This is a genomic window from Nocardia sp. CS682 (assembly GCF_004634405.1).
In the GTDB taxonomy this organism is placed as follows: domain Bacteria; phylum Actinomycetota; class Actinomycetes; order Mycobacteriales; family Mycobacteriaceae; genus Nocardia; species Nocardia ninae.
In genome coordinates this window covers 7,170,536-7,186,526 of the sequence record NZ_CP029710.1, presented here as the reverse complement: position 1 = coordinate 7,186,526, position 15,991 = coordinate 7,170,536, and the positions used below count along the sequence as shown (strand labels likewise).

The 15,991-nt window shown below is 68.6% G+C and carries 14 protein-coding genes; 6 read left to right on the top strand and 8 right to left on the bottom strand.

Going from position 1 to position 15,991, the window contains the following annotated elements:
* Positions 1–9 precede the first annotated feature (9 nt).
* The 3 genes from bioD to DMB37_RS32505 form a co-directional block, all read right to left on the bottom strand.
* The gene (gene bioD / locus DMB37_RS32515; RefSeq protein WP_135235934.1) at positions 10–684 is read right to left on the bottom strand and encodes a dethiobiotin synthase; all 675 of its coding nucleotides are present in this window, start codon (positions 682–684) and stop codon (positions 10–12) included.
* A gap of 37 nt (positions 685–721) precedes the next feature.
* Positions 722–1,828 carry an 8-amino-7-oxononanoate synthase gene (locus DMB37_RS32510; RefSeq protein WP_206055389.1) on the bottom strand — a complete coding sequence of 369 codons (1,107 nt, stop codon included), beginning with the start codon at positions 1,826–1,828 and terminating at the stop codon, positions 722–724.
* A 102-nt stretch (positions 1,829–1,930) separates the two neighbouring features.
* Positions 1,931–2,410, bottom strand: a complete 480-nt coding sequence (locus tag DMB37_RS32505) for a MarR family winged helix-turn-helix transcriptional regulator (RefSeq protein ID WP_135235932.1) — start codon at positions 2,408–2,410, stop codon at positions 1,931–1,933.
* 61 nt (positions 2,411–2,471) lie between these two features.
* On the opposite strand from DMB37_RS32505, the gene DMB37_RS40780 reads away from it, so the two are divergent.
* A complete protein-coding gene (locus DMB37_RS40780; RefSeq protein WP_167769007.1) occupies positions 2,472–2,843 on the top strand; it encodes a cupin domain-containing protein in 372 nt (123 codons plus the stop codon).
* A gap of 12 nt (positions 2,844–2,855) precedes the next feature.
* Here DMB37_RS40780 and DMB37_RS32495 read toward each other — a convergent pair whose 3' ends face one another.
* Complete coding sequence (locus DMB37_RS32495) at positions 2,856–4,130, bottom strand: adenosylmethionine--8-amino-7-oxononanoate transaminase (protein WP_135235931.1); 1,275 nt, start codon at positions 4,128–4,130, stop codon at positions 2,856–2,858.
* Positions 4,131–4,311: 181 nt separating this feature from the next.
* Between DMB37_RS32495 and DMB37_RS32490 the strand changes: the two genes are divergently transcribed.
* Positions 4,312–5,256 (top strand): helix-turn-helix domain-containing GNAT family N-acetyltransferase, encoded by a 945-nt coding sequence (locus tag DMB37_RS32490; protein ID WP_135235930.1) that lies wholly within the window; start codon positions 4,312–4,314, stop codon positions 5,254–5,256.
* A 108-nt stretch (positions 5,257–5,364) separates the two neighbouring features.
* Here the strand turns inward: DMB37_RS32490 and DMB37_RS32485 are convergent, their stop codons facing one another.
* Positions 5,365–5,814, bottom strand: coding sequence for a MarR family winged helix-turn-helix transcriptional regulator (locus DMB37_RS32485; protein WP_135235929.1), 450 nt, complete (start codon positions 5,812–5,814; stop codon positions 5,365–5,367).
* Positions 5,815–5,844: 30 nt separating this feature from the next.
* Here DMB37_RS32485 and DMB37_RS32480 point away from each other — a divergent pair, with 30 nt between their 5' ends.
* From DMB37_RS32480 to treY, 3 genes are all read left to right on the top strand, one after another.
* A complete protein-coding gene (locus DMB37_RS32480) occupies positions 5,845–6,378 on the top strand; it encodes a cupin domain-containing protein (protein ID WP_135235928.1) in 534 nt (177 codons plus the stop codon).
* A gap of 73 nt (positions 6,379–6,451) precedes the next feature.
* Positions 6,452–8,572, top strand: coding sequence for a glycogen debranching protein GlgX (gene glgX, locus DMB37_RS32475; protein WP_135235927.1), 2,121 nt, complete (start codon positions 6,452–6,454; stop codon positions 8,570–8,572).
* An 11-nt stretch (positions 8,573–8,583) separates the two neighbouring features.
* On the top strand, positions 8,584–11,016 hold the full coding sequence (gene treY / locus DMB37_RS32470) for a malto-oligosyltrehalose synthase (protein ID WP_135235926.1): 2,433 nt from the start codon (positions 8,584–8,586) through the stop codon (positions 11,014–11,016).
* On the opposite strand, the gene DMB37_RS32465 is transcribed toward treY, so the two are convergent.
* Together DMB37_RS32465 and DMB37_RS32460 are read right to left on the bottom strand one after the other, a co-directional pair.
* A complete protein-coding gene (locus DMB37_RS32465; RefSeq protein WP_135235925.1) occupies positions 10,909–12,144 on the bottom strand; it encodes a DUF2235 domain-containing protein in 1,236 nt (411 codons plus the stop codon). The two genes, treY and DMB37_RS32465, sit on opposite strands and share 108 nt — an antisense overlap.
* A gap of 139 nt (positions 12,145–12,283) precedes the next feature.
* Positions 12,284–12,892 carry an MspA family porin gene (locus DMB37_RS32460; protein ID WP_240771754.1) on the bottom strand — a complete coding sequence of 203 codons (609 nt, stop codon included), beginning with the start codon at positions 12,890–12,892 and terminating at the stop codon, positions 12,284–12,286.
* Between the two features lie 120 nt (positions 12,893–13,012).
* Here DMB37_RS32460 and DMB37_RS32455 point away from each other — a divergent pair, with 120 nt between their 5' ends.
* Positions 13,013–15,700: a helix-turn-helix transcriptional regulator gene (locus DMB37_RS32455; protein WP_135235924.1), complete on the top strand. Its 2,688-nt coding sequence runs from the start codon at positions 13,013–13,015 to the stop codon at positions 15,698–15,700.
* On the opposite strand, the gene DMB37_RS32450 is transcribed toward DMB37_RS32455, so the two are convergent.
* On the bottom strand, positions 15,697–15,924 hold the full coding sequence (locus DMB37_RS32450; RefSeq protein ID WP_135235923.1) for a hypothetical protein: 228 nt from the start codon (positions 15,922–15,924) through the stop codon (positions 15,697–15,699). The genes DMB37_RS32455 and DMB37_RS32450 overlap by 4 nt on opposite strands.
* Positions 15,925–15,991: the final 67 nt, after the last annotated feature.

The window sequence follows — 15,991 nt, the reverse complement described above, 5'->3', positions numbered from 1 at the left end:
CCAACCAGGTCAGGCGAACGGCGACCAGTCGGCGGCGAACCAGCCAGCTGCCGCGGCCGTGAAGCGGTCGCGGTCCCAGGAGCCCGCGCCTTCGGGGATGGCGCCGACCAGGTCGACACCGGTGACGCGCGGTAGGTCGCCGCGGTTGCACGTCGCGGCGAGGTCGGGTTCGGCGGGCCACGAGCCGATCACCAAGCCCGCGCAGCGCACACCCGCCGAATGCAAGGCACGCGTGGTCAATTCGGTGTGATTGAGCGTGCCGAGACCGGCGGCGGTCACCAGAAGTACTGGCGCGTCGAGCTTCTGCGCGAGATCGAGCAGAGTGAAATCACCGAGCCGAACAAGCAGTCCGCCCGCGCCCTCCACCAGGGTGAGCTCGGCGTCGTCGAGCGCCGCAATGCCCGCCACGGTTTCGGCCAGGGTGAGCTCGGGCAATCCCGCACGCCGAGCGGCGGTATCGGGCGCGAGCGGATCCGGGTAGCGCGCGAATTCCGAGGTCCGGGTGACGCCGCTGAGCCGTTCGATTTCGGCGAGATCGCCGGGTTCACCTGCGGCTACACCGGTTTGGCCCGGCTTACAGACCGCCACCGACCGACCGACGGCCAGCGCCGCCGCCGCGACAGCCGCAGTGACCACGGTCTTACCGACTTCCGTGGAGGTCCCGGTAACCAAGAGAACGCTCATACCGCCATCCTTCGTGTCCCTGCCGTTCCAGCGATGCTCATGCGCGCACCGCGTCCAACCCACGGGCCTGCGCCAGCACATCACCGAGAACCGTTGCGATGGTGTCGAGTTCGGCATCCGTCAAGTTGGCGCGGGCCGTGAGCCGTAGCCGTGACGTGCCTTCCGGCACCGACGGCGGACGGAAGCACCCGACATCCAGCCCCTGCGCCCGGCAGGCCTGCGCGGCATCGAAGGCAACCTGCGCTTTGCCGAGCACCACCGACACCACCGCCGAATCCGGCGCCGGCACACCGGCGATCCGCGCGATATCGGCGGCCCGCTCCAGTACCCGGCCCGCCAGTTCGGGTTCCCGGCGCAACACCCGCAGCGCCGCGCGCGCCGCGCCGACGGCGGCCGGCGCGAGTCCGGTGTCGAAGATGAAGGTGCGCGCGGCGTCGATCAGATGCGCCCGGACCCGCTCGCTGGCCAGCACCACGCCGCCTTGCGCCGCAAGGGATTTCGACAATGTCGCGGTGATCACCAGATCCGGCTCCCCGACCAGGCCGAGCTCGTGCACCAGCCCGCGCCCACCCGCGCCACGCACCCCGAGACCGTGCGCCTCGTCCACGATCAGCACCGCGCCCCGTGCCCGGGTCACCCGATGTAACTCGGCCAGCGGCGCGAGATCACCGTCGGCGCTGAACACCGAATCGGTGAGCACCAGCGCCCGCTCCTCGGTCCGCGCGGCAAGCAGACGGTCCACCGCGTCGACATCCCTGTGCGCGGCGACCTCCACCCGTGCCCGCGACAGCCTGCACGCATCGACGAGCGACGCGTGACTGCCCGCGTCGGAAACGACCAGCGCACCACGCCCCGCGAGCGCCGTGACCGCGCCGAGGTTGGCGGCGTACCCCGAGGCGAACACGAGTCCTGCCTCGGCACCGACGAATTCGGCGAGCTCGGTCTCCAGCAGCTCGTGCTCGGCGATGGTGCCGGTGACGAGCCGGGAGCCGGTCGAGCCCGCCCCCCAGCGCCGCACCGACTCGATCGCTCCGTCGATCACCTCGGGGTGGCGGACCAGCCCGAGATAGTCGTTGGAGGCAAGGTCGAGCGACGGCGACCGCGCCGCGCGGGGACGAAGTTCACGCCGCAGTCCGGCGGCCATCCGCGCGGACGCACGCTCGTCCAACCAACTCAATGGATCGGTAGTCACAGCTCCGGAGCATACTTGAACACCGTTCAGGACGCATAGCCCCGACTGATCCACTCACCCGGAGAACCAGTTCGGCGTATCGAACCGGAACACCTCCCCCGGCGTCACCGTGCGCAGATCCTGCTCGAGTTGCGCCAGCCGATCGGCGCCGAGCTGCCGCGCCCACCGCGCATGGATCCGATCGAAGACCTGCGCGGACCGGTTCAGCATGTCGACGGCGCGCTCGGTCAGCGTGTAGACCTTGCGCCGCGCATCGGTCGGATCATGCCCCGGCCGCAGATAACCCAGCCGCTCGAGCATCTCGATATGCTTGCCCGCGGCCTGTTTCGAGATACCAAGGGCGCGACCGAGATCGGCGGCGGTACACCCGTACGGCCCACCCACCCGGCCGACGGCCTGGAAGAGGAAGCCGTGCATCGGCCGCAGCTCGGCGTGCCCGTGCTCGGCCAACTCGGCGTGCACCTCGTCGATGACGGCACGAAAGCCGAGCAGCATCCGCAACGGCAGTTCATATCCGCCGGAATCACTTGACATATTGGACAACCTCGTTGACTATATGGACAACCTGATTGTCTATCTTACGGAGTGCCCACGCATGACGCTCATCCAACACACCGAAACCCGTCGCACCGAAACCCCCGGCGGTGTCATGACCACCCTCGCCTCGCCCACCCAGGGCGGCACCGCGCTCGCCCTCTGGCGGGTCGAGGTGCCCGCCGACAAGTCGGGCCCGGTCCACACCATCGACACCGAGCAGATCTGGACCGTCGTCGCGGGCAGTCTCACCGTCGACCTCGACGGCACGAAACTCACTGCCGCCGAAGGCGATACGGTGATCATGCCCGCCGACGTGCTGCGCCAGGTGCACACCGAGGCCGGCTTCACCGCCATCGTCACGGCACAGGCGGGCGCCAAGGCGGGCGTGCAGGGCAGCGACACGATGGTCGTGCCGCCCTGGATCGCCTGAGCCGACCGGCGATCACGACTGCGCCGCCACGGCGGCACGCATCCCGGTCGTGATCGCCGCGATGTCCTCGTCGGTGCTGATGAACGGCGGCATGGTGTACACGAGGTTCCGGAACGGCCGCAGCCACACTCCGGCGGCGACCGCGGCGTCGGTCGCGGTACGCATGTCCACGGGGCGGTCGAGTTCGATCACACCGATCGCACCGAGTACCCGGGCCTCGACGACATTCGGCAGCGCACGCAACGGGGCGAGACCGGTTTCGAGACCGGCCTCGATCCGCGCCACGTCGCCACGCCAGTCCCCTGCCGTCAGCAGTTCGAGTGAGGCCACCGCGACCGCGCAGGCCAGCGGGTTGCCCATGAAGGTCGGCCCGTGCATCAAGCCGCCGTGTCCCGCGCTGATCGTCTCGGCGATCAGCGCGGTGCACAGCGTGGCGGCCAGGGTGAGGTAGCCGCCGGTCAGCGCCTTGCCGACACACATCACGTCCGGTCCGACACCGACCTGATCGGCCGCGAAAAACGTTCCGGTGCGGCCGAATCCGGTCGCGATCTCATCGAAAACGAGCAACACACCGTATTCATCGCACAGCCTGCGCAGATCGCTCAGGTAGCGCGGGTGATGCCAGCGCATCCCGCCCGCACCTTGCACGACGGGCTCCACGATCACCGCCGCGAGTTCGTCGGTGTTGGCGCCGATCAGCCGGTCCAGTTCCGCCACATATTCCGGCCGGAAGTCGCTCGGCGGCATCGGCGCGAAAACCTGATCGACCAGCACGTCGGTCCACAGCGAGTGCATGCCGCCGGTCGGATCGCACACGCTCATCGGCGTGAAGGTGTCGCCGTGATAGCCGCCGCGCCAGGTGAGCAGCCGCCGTTTCTCCGGCCGGCCGAGCGCACGCCAATATTGCAGGCACATCTTCACCGCGACCTCGACCGACACCGAACCGGAGTCGCACAGGAACACCTTGTCCAGGCCGGGCGGGGTCAGCTCGACGAGCAGTTCGGCCAGCCGCGCAGCCGGTTCGTGCGTCAGGCCGCCGAACATCACGTGGCTCATCCGCTGCGACTGCGCCACCAACGCGGCGTCGAGCACCGGGTGCCGGTAGCCGTGGATGGCGGCCCACCAGGAGCTCATGCCGTCGATCACCTCGCGGCCGTCGGCCAGCGTCAGCCGGGTGCCACGGGCTTCGGCGACCACCAATGGTTCGGTGGTGGCCGGGAATCCGCCGTAGGGGTGCCAGACGTGTTTGGCGTCGATGGCGGCGATCTCGTCACGGGTCAGTGCCACAGGAATCCTCGCGGTCGAGCGACGACCCCGTCCAACGGACGGGCTTGAACGCCGTTCAAGTTACCACCGGAGCTGCGCGCGAGCGGCATCCGTGCGAATTCCCGGCGCTCAGCGGCCGTCCAGGGCTATTCTTTGACTCCGTCAAAGATCAGCAGAGTCGCATCGCAGGAACGGAGCCGTCGTGACCACCGTCGCCGCCACGGATATCGCCGCAGTCCGGGAATTCAACCGCCGCTACACCAAGGTCATCGGCGTGCTCCGAGAAGGCTTGCTGGACAGCGAGTACTCGCTGACCGAGGTCCGAATCCTGTTCGAGCTGGCCAACTCCGGCACCGCCGAGGTGGTAACCCTGCGGCAGACACTGGATCTCGACGCCGGCTACCTGAGCCGCATCCTGGCCCGCTTCGAGAGCGCGGGCCTGGTCCAGCGCAACCGCTCCGACAGCGACGGCCGCCGCCAAGAGGTCCGGCTCACCACCAAAGGCAAGGAAATCTTCGCCGTGCTCGACCAACGCTCCAGCGACGAGATCGGCTACCTGCTCACCGCCAAACCGCCCGCCGCCCGCGCCCGGCTGGTCACCGCGATGCGGACCATCCAGCAGATCCTGGACCATCCCGCCAACGCGGCGGCGGCGCCACCGTTCGTCATCCGGGCGCCGAAGCCCGGCGACTACGGCTGGGTCATCGAGCGGCACGCCCGGCTCTACACCGCCGAATACGGTTGGGACGGAACGTATGAGGAGCTGATCGTGCGCATCGTCGCCGACTACCTCAATGCACACGACGAGCAGCGCGAGCAGGCCTGGATCGCCGAAGCCGGCGGCGAGCCGGTGGGCAGCATCTTCTGCGTCGCCGAGAACGAGACCACCGCACGGTTGCGGCTGCTGCTGGTCGAGCCCAGCGCGCGCGGACTCGGCGTCGGGTCCGCGCTGGTCGAGGAGTGCCTGCGCTTCGCGACCGCCGCGGGCTACCGCGAGATGGTGCTTTGGACCAACGACGTCCTCACCGCAGCCCGGCACATCTATCAGCGGGCCGGTTTCGAACTGGTCGAAGAGAGCCCGCACCACAGCTGGGGTGCGGACCTGATCGGTCAGACCTGGCGGCGTTCGCTCGAGTCACCCAGGTAGCGCTGCGTGTCTCGCAGCGAAAGGCGTTGCGCTACATCCGGAGCGGAGTCCGCGGCCGTCGATCAAGACAGACCGGTGCCCCGATCTGCGCTCCGGATCGCGGGATCGTCATTCAGCGACGTCGGCCTCCAACACCTCGTTCACCACTACGAGCGCCCGCCGCAAATCGACCAGCCCGCCGTCGCCCAAACTGCCCGCGATCATCTGCTCGATGCCCTGAATCCGTTGCGCCGCAACGCCGAGCGCGTCTTTACCGGCGTCGGTCAGCACGACCAGCCGCGCCCGCCGATCAGCGGGGTCGACCTGCCGCTCCACCAAACCGCGGCGCTCCAGATGAGTCACCAACTCCCCCATCGACTGCTGTGTCATGCCCGCCGACTCCGCCAGCGCGGTAATCCGGGAGCCGACCGGATCGAGATGACGAAAGACCGCGTAGTGCGCCGGGCGCAGCTGATCGTCGAGCCGCGCGCGCAGTTCCCGGTTCAGCGCGCGCTCGTAAGCGGTGGTCGCCTGGCTCAGCAGTTTGAGCAACGTGGCGTTCGGATCGACCGTTGACATATTACGAAGGTTACCTTTATAAATTGGGTTATGGAAGACGGCACCACACTGACCTACCGCAACGGGCATCAGGTCACCCTCGTTGCCAGGGGCGAAGATGAGCAGGGCCCCTATCTGCGGCTGCACCATCGGCTGCCGCGAGCCGAACGGCAGGCGGGCCCGCATTGGCATCCGGTGCTGTCCGAGCAGTGGACCGTTCGCGAAGGTCGCGCCCGCTACAAGATCGACGGCGTCGAGCTCATTGCCGAGCCCGGCGACACCGTGACGGCACCGGCGGGCGTCGTGCACGAGTTCTGGAGCGAGGCGCCCGGCACCACGTTCGATCACGAGATCCGCCCGCCGCTGCGGCACTGGGAGATGTTCCAGCTCTGGCACAACCTGGACACCGCGGGCAAAACCACCCGGTCCCGGGTGCCACGCGATCCACTCGCGCTGGCATTGCTGTGGGATTACCAGGACGGCTACCTCGCCGGGATCCCGCGCTGGGCGCAGCGCGCCGTACTGGGCGGACTGGCCCGCCTCGCCGTCCGGCTCGGTTACTCTCGGCGCTGGCTGGACACCTGACCGGGTCCCCGCGGACCCGCCCGTCGCAACCGCCCCCGCCGAGTAAAACGCCACTGCCGCTAATGTCGTTGCTATGGCTCAGCCCGACGCAGCGTCCGGTGACGCGACACCCCTCGGTGTGTGGCCCGGCACCGCCTACCCGCTGGGCGCGACCTACGACGGGGCAGGCACCAACTTCTCGGTGTTCTCCGAGGTCGCCGACGCCGTCGAGTTGTGCCTGATCGCCAGGGACGGCACCGAGACCCGGATTCCGCTCGACGAGGTCGACGGCTATGTCTGGCACGCCTACCTGCCCGCGGTCGGACCCGGCCAGCGCTACGGCTTCCGGATACACGGTCCCTACGACCCGGAACACGGATTACGTTGCGATCCGAGCAAATTCCTGCTCGACCCGTACGGCAAGGCCTTCGACGGCGAGTTCGACAACGACCCGTCGCTGTACACGCACGGCCTGGACTCGCTCGGCCACACCATGGCGAGCGTGGTGATCAACCCGTACTTCGACTGGGGCACCGACCGCGCGCCGAACCGCCCGTACCACGAGACGGTGATCTACGAGGCGCACGTCAAGGGCATGACCGCCACCCACCCCGACATTCCGGAAGAGTTGCGCGGCACCTACTCCGGCATCGCGCATCCGGCCATCATCGAGCATCTGAAAGGTTTGGGCGTCACCGCGATCGAGCTGATGCCGGTGCACCAGTTCCTGCACGACACCGTGCTGCTCGATCAAGGCCTGCGAAACTACTGGGGCTACAACAGCTTCGGCTACCTCGCCCCGCACAACGAGTACGCCGCCATCAAACGCGCCGACTCCGCGGTGACCGAGTTCAAGGCGATGGTGCGCGATCTGCACGCCGAGGGCATCGAGGTGATCCTCGACGTGGTCTACAACCACACCGCCGAGGGCAACCACCTCGGCCCGACCCTCAGCTTCCGCGGCATCGACAACGCCGCCTACTACCGCCTGCTCGACGACGACCCGTCGCACTATATGGATTACACCGGCACCGGCAACAGCCTGAACGTGCGGCACCCGCACACGCTGCAGCTGATCATGGACTCGCTGCGCTACTGGGTGCTGGACATGCACGTCGACGGCTTCCGCTTCGACCTGGCCGCCACGCTGGCCCGTGAGCTGCACGACGTCGACCGGCTGTCCGCCTTCTTCGATCTGGTGCAACAGGATCCGGTGATCAGCCAGGTGAAGCTCATCGCGGAACCGTGGGACGTCGGCGAGGGCGGCTACCAGGTCGGCAACTTCCCCGGCCTGTGGACCGAGTGGAACGGCAAGTTCCGCGACACCGTGCGCGACTACTGGCGCGGCGAGCCTGCGACGTTGGGCGAGTTCGCTTCTCGGCTCACCGGCTCCTCCGATCTGTACGAAGCGACCGGGCGCAGGCCGAGCGCCAGCATCAACTTCATCACCGCGCACGACGGCTTCACCCTGCGTGACCTGGTGTCCTACAACGAGAAACACAACGAGGCGAACGGCGAGGACAACCGCGACGGGGAGAGTTGGAACCGGTCGTGGAACTGCGGCGTCGAAGGCGACACCGACGACCCGGACATCCTCGCCCTGCGCGCCAGGCAGAGCCGTAACCTGCTGGCCACGCTGGTGCTCAGCCAGGGCGTGCCGATGCTCGCGCACGGCGACGAGATGGGCCGCACCCAGCACGGCAACAACAACGTCTACTGCCAGGATTCCCCGCTGGCCTGGATGGATTGGTCACTGATGCAGCAGAATTCGGACCTGCTGGAGTTCACCCGCAACGTGATCGCGTTGCGCACCGAGCACCCCGTCTTCCGGCGCCGTCGCTTCCTCGACGGCAGGCCGGTGCGGTCCAAGGACCGCGCCCGCGACATCGCCTGGCTCACCCCGGAAGGCGCGGAGATGACCACCGCGGACTGGGACAGCGGCTTCGGCAAATCGCTGACGGTGTTCCTCAACGGCAAGGGTATTCACGAACCCGACCCGCGCGGTCAGCGGATCTCCGACGACTCGTTCCTGCTGTGCTTCAACGCCCACGACGAAGCCATGGACTTCACCCTGCCCAACGCCGACTACGGCACGCAGTGGACTGTCGCACTGGACTGTTCGACGCCGACCGGCCTGACCGAAGCGAGTTATCCAGCCTCGGCCACCGTCCCGGTCGAATCCCGGTGCCTGCTGGTGCTGCGCCACGCCGGATGACCCGAACGCCCATGACCCCAACGGAATCCCCCGAGACGCATGTGACCGATCCGCTCTCGCTGCGCCGCACCACGGCCAGGCCGACGACGATTCGCAGCACCTACCGGCTCCAACTCCGGCCCGACGCACTGACCTTCAGCGATGCCCGCACGATCGCGGAATACCTACAGCAGCTGGGTATCTCGCATCTCTACCTGTCGCCGATCCTCACCGCGGCGCACGGTTCCAACCACGGCTACGACGTCACCGACCCCACCACGGTGTCGGCCGCTCTCGGTGGACCGGCCGGGCTCAAGGCGCTGTCCGACGAGGTGCGCAGCCGCGGCATGGGATTGGTCGTCGACCTGGTGCCCAACCACGTCGGGGTGGCCGACCCACGGCAGAACGCCTGGTGGTGGGACGTGCTGCGCAACGGCCGCGAATCCAGCTTCGCCCACTACTTCGACATCGATTGGAGCCCGGGCAACGGCGCGGGCGGGCGCCTGGCGCTGCCGGTGCTGCAAAGCGAGAACGACCCCGCGGCCCTCACCGTCGACCGCTCCGGCCCGGAACCGATGCTGGCCCTGCACGATCTGCGTTTCCCCATCGCGCCCGGCACCGACGGCGACAATGCGCTGCGCATCCACGACAAGCAGCACTACCGCCTGGTGAGCTGGAAGGCAGGGGTGTGCACCTACCGCCGGTTCTTCGCGGTCAGCAGCCTGGCCGCGATCCGTCAGGAGGACAACGAGGTCTTCGAGGCCACCCACCGCGAGCTCGCCGCCTGGTGCGAGCACGACCTCATCGACGGCGTGCGCATCGACCACCCGGACGGATTGTCCTATCCCGCCGCCTATCTCGCGCGGGTGCGCAGGCTGATCGGCCCGAACCGGCTGCTGCTGGTGGAGAAGATCCTGGCCAACCGGGAGCCGCTGGATCCGACCCTGCCGGTCGACGGCACCACCGGCTACGACGCGCTGGCCGATCTCGGTGGCGTGCTCATCAAGCCGGAGGGCGAGCAGGCACTGACCGAGCTGTCCAAGAAGCTGGCCGGTCACGGCAGCGATCGCGCCTGGATCGGCGAGACCGAACACCGAATCAAGCGGGCGGTCGCGGAAAACCTGCTGGCACCGGAGATCCGGCGCCTGGTCGCGGCGATCAAGCGGGACGCGGGCGCGGACAGCTTCGACACCATGGCGATGACCAACGCGACCATCGAGGTGCTCGCGTTCATGCCGGTGTACCGGGCCGATTACGCGCCGCTGGCCGGCATGGCCGGCGCCGTCATCGCCGAGGTGGAGCGGCGCAACAGCGAACTCACCGCGCCGCTCGCGGTGCTGGTCGCCGCGCTCGCCGCGGACGGCGAGGCGGCGGTGCGGTTCAGCCAGGTCTGTGGTGCGGTCACCGCGAAGGCGGTGGAGGACACCATGTTCTATCAGGCCGCCCGGCTGGTCTCGCTCCAGGAGGTCGGCGGCAATCCGGCCCGATTCGGCCACTCGCTCAACGAGTTCCACCTGTCCAACAGCGAACGCGCGCATCGGTGGCCTGCCACCATGACGACGCTGTCCACCCACGACACCAAGCGCGGCGAGGACGTGCGCGCCCGCATCGGTGTGCTCTCCCAGGTCGCCGACACCTGGGCGCAATGCGTCGAGGCATGGGACGAGGCCGCGCCCGGCCCGGACGGCGCGACCACCTTGTTCTTGTTGCAGAACATGTTCGGGGTGTGGCCCGCCGACGGCAGGCCCGCCGCCTCCGTCCCCGGCCTGCGCGAGCGGCTGCACCTGTTCGCCGAGAAGGCGATTCGTGAAGCAGGCACCAAAACCTCCTGGGAGGAGCCGGATGCCGAGTTCGAGTCCGCGGTGCACAGCTGGATCGACACGGTGATCGACGGCCCGGTCGGCAGCGAGCTCGGCGACCTGGTGCACGAGCTGGCGCCGCACGCCTGGTCGGACGCGCTGTCGCAGAAGCTGCTCCAGCTCTGCGGGCCGGGTATCCCGGACATCTATCAGGGCTGCGAGTTGTGGGAAGACTCCCTTGTCGACCCGGACAACCGCCGCCCGGTGGATTTCACGATCCGCATCGGCATGCTGCAATCGCTCACCGGCACACCGGCATTGGACACCACCGGCGCGGCGAAGATGTGGATCGTCGCGTACGCGCTGTGGCTGCGCAGGGAGCGCCCCGACTGCTTTGTCGGGGGCACCTACCTGCCGCTGTTCGCCACCGGCGAGCAGGCCGGCAGGTTGGTGTCCTACGCCCGGGGCCGCGTCGGTGCGGCCCCGGAAGTGATCGTCGCGACCACCCGGCACAGTCTCGGCCTCGCCGAAACCGGTTGGGGCGACACGACTCTCGACCTACCGCCGGGCACCTGGACGGACCGGCTGACCGGTCATACCTTCCAGGGCCGGGCTCGGCTCGAGAAGCTCTTCGGCCTGCTGCCCGTCGCACTGCTCGTGCGCTGAGACCGCGCTGACCTTCTCCAGCAGCTCCTCGGGGAACATGCCGCCCAGCTGCGCGCGCCAGCGGCGCAGGTTGGGCGGATCGTAGCCCTCTTTCTCGTTGACCAGCGAGGCGAGCCGGATGCCCTGCTCGTGACCGTTCGCGAGCTTGCGCCAGGAGTCCAGGTAGAACCGCGGGCTGCGCGGATTACGCAGTGTGCGCACCACATTCAAGACGCGGTAGACGGGCTTCAGCGACGGATGCGGCCACATGTGGCGTTCGCCCAGTGCCCGGCAGCCCTCGGACAGTTTGTCCAGCCGATCGCGATCGAAGGCGAGCCCGACGGATTCGGCTTCGCGCACCATCCAGCGCAGCGTGAGGTCGGAGAGCCCGCATTCCTTGTGCCCGCCACCGATATCGCTGTGCGCGCCCTCGAACCACACCTGCTTGACCCGTTGGAAGCCCTTGCGGTACTTCACATCCGGTACGACCGGCACCTCCCACAGGCACGGCTCGAAATTGCGCCGCCGCTCGTCGATGGCCAGGGCCTGCCTGGCGCAGTGCACGCTCGGGCCCAGCTTGACGTCGTGGAACTGGTAGCGCAGCGAGGTCACGCCAGGCACGCCGAGCGCGCCGACGGTGTCGAAGACGCCGAGGAAATTGATCTTCGGTGCCTGCCGGTGGCAGTTCTCTCTGCGGAACTTCTTCCACCGCGCCGGGATCGTGCCGTCCTTCGGCGGCACTTCCTGATAGATCTTCAGCGCCTCCGGGTACTTGCCGCCGATCATCGCCTCCGGCGTCAGCATGCCGATGCGGTCGATCAGGCTCGCCAGGCTGCGCGCGGTGAACGCGCCCCGGCTGAAGCCGAAGATGTAGATCTCGTCGCCCGGCTCCCAGTTCAGGGCCAGGTGCCAGTACGCGGACGACAGGTTCGCCTGCAGCCCGAGGCCGAAGGCGCCACCCATCACCCGGTCGGCGAGGAAGCCGCGCGCGCCGGGTCCGGACACATAGGTGACCCACTGCTGGATCTTCCCCCCCGCCGGACCGGGCGCGTCGAACCGGATCGTCTGCGCGATCTTGATGATGTTCGATACCGTGCCGCTCGACTCTGCTTTCCAAGTGCCGTCACAACACACAACCAGGCGTTTCATGGACCAAATCCTCCCGCCGGATTCCTGAGGAAACCCGCGTACTCGACTACTCGAATCATCGAGGGCGCATGCGGCAGCGTTAATGAACAGCGCTTGTTTCAATCAGGTAGAGCCAAGCAAGAAGGGAAATATTCCCTGGTCAGAGCCAGGTAGGCTCGCCGAAAACAGCCCCGGAATCGTCGACCTCGGGAGATTTGTATTCGACGTAAGCATATTGGCGGATGGTCACCGGGCCGGTACACGAATTCACCTTGATGTGGAAGTCGCGGAAACTGAGCTGGATCAGCTTGCCGGGAATCATGTCCTTTTCCGCGATCGCGACTTCGCCGACGTCGCCGGGGGCAAGATTCAGCGTGGCGACCGGGTTGGGATTGAAACTCGGTTGCTGCCCGATAACGACATCGGGTGTCGCGCCGAGGGTGCCCGCGCCGATGGTCACCGCGCAGCCCACGTGGTAGCCGATCCGGAGCTTGCCCGCCGTCGCCCCGTCGACCTGGCCGTAGGCGATCGAACTGACCAACGCCTCCCGGGTGGTCGCCATGAAGTTCAACGGCGGGATCCGGTAGATGTACTCCTCCCGGCTGCCGATGGTGAACTTCTTCGAGCTGCCCGGCGGGGTGAACGACTTCTCGTGCGGCGGCATGCTGATGATCTCGGCCTCCGCGGTCGGCGCCAGCGCGGCCACGGACGCGGAGGCCACCACGACGCCCGTCAGTGCCCGGACCGCCCTTTTCACATTCGACGCCATAGCCCAGACCTTAGTAGCAGCTGGCTATACCACCTGTGTGCGACACGACAGAACGGTGCGTCGAACGCAATGCCGCGCCGACCACTGATCGCCCGTCCAGCAGACGGCTACGGTGTGCACATGCTCCACGGAAGAGAAGCCGAACAAAACCAGATCGATCGGCTTCTCGCTGCGGCCCGCGACGGTCGCAGCGCCGCGCTGGTGGTGCGCGGCGAACCGGGTATCGGCAAGACGGCGCTGCTGGATTACGCAGCCGCGCAGGGCCTTCCGACGGTGCGCAGCGCGGGCATCGAGTCCGAGGCCGAATTGCCTTTCGCCGGACTGCATCTGCTGGTCCGGCCGGGAATCCAGCTACTCGAAACGCTGCCCGACCGGCAGCGCGACGCACTGCGCGGCGCCTTCGGCTTGGCCGAGCACGATCCGGCCGACCGCATGCTCATCGGGCTCGCCGTGCTGTCGCTGCTGGCCGAGGAGGCGGCCGACGGCCCGCTGCTCTGCCTGATCGATGACGCGCACTGGCTCGACCGCGCGACGGCGGAGACCCTGCTGTTCGCGGCGCGACGCCTCGACGCCGAGGGCGTGGTGATGATCTTCGCGACCCGGACCGGCGACGCCGAGTTCCCCGCCCCCGGCCTGCCCGAACTCGTGGTTCCCGGGCTGCGCCAGGAAGCGGCGGCGGCGCTGGTGGACCGGAACGGCCCCGATCTGGCACCCGCGCTGCGGTACCGGCTGCTCGCCGAGTCGGCGGGCAATCCGCTTGCGCTGCTGGAACTTCCGGCGGTGCTGGCCGCCGAGGCACCGGACGCCGGGCTGAGCCCGCTGCCGCTGACCCAGCGCTTGCAGGTCGCCTTCCACGGACGGGTGAGCAAACTGCCGCTGCCCACCAGAACGCTGCTGCTGGTCGCGGCCGCTGCGGGCACCGCGGAACTGGCGACGACGCTGCGGGCCGCCGCCGCGCTCGGCGCGCACCTCGCCGACCTGCAACCCGCCGAAGACGCGGGCCTGGTGCACAGCGACGGACGAACCCTCACCTTCCGCCATCCGCTGCTGTGCTCGGCCGTGTACCAGGGTGCGCCGCTGACCCAGCGCCTTGCCGTGCACGGCGCGCTGGCCGAGGCGTCGACCGGACCGGAGAACGCCGACCTGCGCGCGTGGCATCTGGCCGCGGCGGCGACCGGACCCGACGAGGCGACCGCGACGGCGCTGGAAGACACCGCCGATCGCGCGCGCAGCCGCTCCGGGTACTCCGGTGCCGTCACCGCCTACGAGCGGGCGGCCGGGCTGAGCACCGATGCGGCGGCTCGGCTGCGACGGCTGGTGCTGGCCGCCGAAACTGCCGGCGAGGCCGGGCAATTGAGTCGCGCGCGCACGTTGGCCGAGCGGGCCGGCGCGCAGACCGCCGATCCGCTGCTGACCGCCCGCTTGCGCCTGGTCCTGGCGACCGCGGAGTTCGGCGTCGGCAAACCGCGCGCGGCGCACGAATTGCTCTTGGCCGCAGCGGATTCGGCGCGGGCCGGTGATCCCGTGCGGGCAGCCCGCATCCTGTCCCAGGCCGTGCACACCGCGTGGTATCTCGGCGCAGCCGAATTGGCAGACGTCGCAACCGCATTGACGGCGCTGTCCCTGCCGGACGAGGAACCGCTCACCCCGATCATCGGTTACGTGGTCGCGGCCATCCATGGCCGGTTCACCGTCGACCTGCGCGCAGCCGCCGCCGAGGCGTGCCGTCGAGGCGCCGACACGCCTCGCGATCTCGTGCTGATGTGCGGCACCGGGCTGGTGGTCGGGCAGGACGAACAAGTCACTGAGCTCGCGCAAACACTCATAGCGGAATGCCGGGATCAGGGCCGGATCGCCCTGCTGCCCACCCTGCTGTTCTTTCGCGCCGAGGCCGAGCTGTTCCTCGGTCGGCCCCAGGAGGCCCGGGTCGCCGCGACGGAAGGGTTGCGGATCGCCGAGGACATCGGGCAGGGGCAGTGGATCAGTCAGCAGTCCACCTTTCTCGCCTATCTCGCCGCGCTCGAAGGTCGCGGGGAGCAGTGCCGTGCGCTGGTCGATCGCGCGCAGGCCGAGGAGTTCGGCGGCGCGGCGGCGGCCGGGGCACAGTGGGCGTACTGGGCGCTCGGCGTGCTGGATCTCGGTCTCGGCCAAGTCGACAGCGCGCTGTCCCGGCTGGAAGCGGCGAACAACGAGCCGATGCGTCATCAGGTGACCGGGCTGCGCGCGATACCGGATCTGATCGAGGCGGCGGTGCGGATGGGCAAGCCGGAACGGGCCGACGACGGGCTCGAACGTCTCGAAACTTGGGCCGCGGCGTCCCGGCAAAGCTGGGTGGAAGCACTGGCCTGCCGCTGCCGGGCGCTGATCGATGACGCGAATGCCGAGCAGCACTACCTTGCGGCGCTGCGGCTCGGCGGGCGGCCGTTCGAACATGCCAGAACCCAACTGCTGTACGGCGAATGGTTGCGCCGCAATCGCCGCAAGGCCGACGCGCGGATCCAGTTGCAGCCCGCGCTGGAGGTCTTCGAGCGGCTCGACGCCGGTCCGTGGGCCGAGCGGACCCGCACTGAACTCGGCGCGCTGGGCGTCGGTACGGCCGCGCGGCCCGCGCACGGCGTGCTGGCCGCGCTGACGCCGCAGGAGCTGCAAATTGTGCGGCTCGCGGCGCAGGGTATGTCCAATCGGGACATCGCGGCGCAGTTGTTTCTCAGCCCGCGCACCGTCGGGCATCACCTGTACAAGGCGTATCCGAAGCTGGGCGTGGTGTCGCGGGGTGAACTCGCGGGGCTACCGCTCGACGCGGACTAGCGGGTGCGCTCGATCGAGCGACGCGCCACGGCGAGGCCGACGATCCAGCGGGTCGCGCCGACCGCAGCGGCGATCAGCACCGCCGCCTGCGGCGATCCGGTGATCAGCGCAAGGATCAGGCAGGTCACCAGCCCGGCGGCCAGCGCCTCGAGCTTGTAGAACGGCCACGCGCTGCCCGCGATGTCGATCGTCGCGGAGCGGGCCGGCGGGTGAACAACTGCCATCTAGTAAGGATATACGCACAGCGAAGTTCGGTCTACCAAACTTCGGTGTCTCGGGGGACACAGTCAG

Coding starts and splice junctions, on each gene's coding strand:
- bioD (WP_135235934.1), bottom strand. CDS start 684: ATGAGCGTTCTCTTGGTTACCGGGACCTCCACGGAAGTCGGTAAGACC.
- DMB37_RS32510 (WP_206055389.1), bottom strand. CDS start 1,828: ATGGCCGCCGGACTGCGGCGTGAACTTCGTCCCCGCGCGGCGCGGTCG.
- DMB37_RS32505 (WP_135235932.1), bottom strand. CDS start 2,410: ATGTCAAGTGATTCCGGCGGATATGAACTGCCGTTGCGGATGCTGCTC.
- DMB37_RS40780 (WP_167769007.1), top strand. CDS start 2,472: ATGACGCTCATCCAACACACCGAAACCCGTCGCACCGAAACCCCCGGC.
- DMB37_RS32485 (WP_135235929.1), bottom strand. CDS start 5,814: ATGTCAACGGTCGATCCGAACGCCACGTTGCTCAAACTGCTGAGCCAG.
- DMB37_RS32480 (WP_135235928.1), top strand. CDS start 5,845: ATGGAAGACGGCACCACACTGACCTACCGCAACGGGCATCAGGTCACC.
- glgX (WP_135235927.1), top strand. CDS start 6,452: ATGGCTCAGCCCGACGCAGCGTCCGGTGACGCGACACCCCTCGGTGTG.
- treY (WP_135235926.1), top strand. CDS start 8,584: ATGACCCCAACGGAATCCCCCGAGACGCATGTGACCGATCCGCTCTCG.
- DMB37_RS32465 (WP_135235925.1), bottom strand. CDS start 12,144: ATGAAACGCCTGGTTGTGTGTTGTGACGGCACTTGGAAAGCAGAGTCG.
- DMB37_RS32460 (WP_240771754.1), bottom strand. CDS start 12,892: ATGGCGTCGAATGTGAAAAGGGCGGTCCGGGCACTGACGGGCGTCGTG.
- DMB37_RS32455 (WP_135235924.1), top strand. CDS start 13,013: ATGCTCCACGGAAGAGAAGCCGAACAAAACCAGATCGATCGGCTTCTC.
- DMB37_RS32450 (WP_135235923.1), bottom strand. CDS start 15,924: ATGGCAGTTGTTCACCCGCCGGCCCGCTCCGCGACGATCGACATCGCG.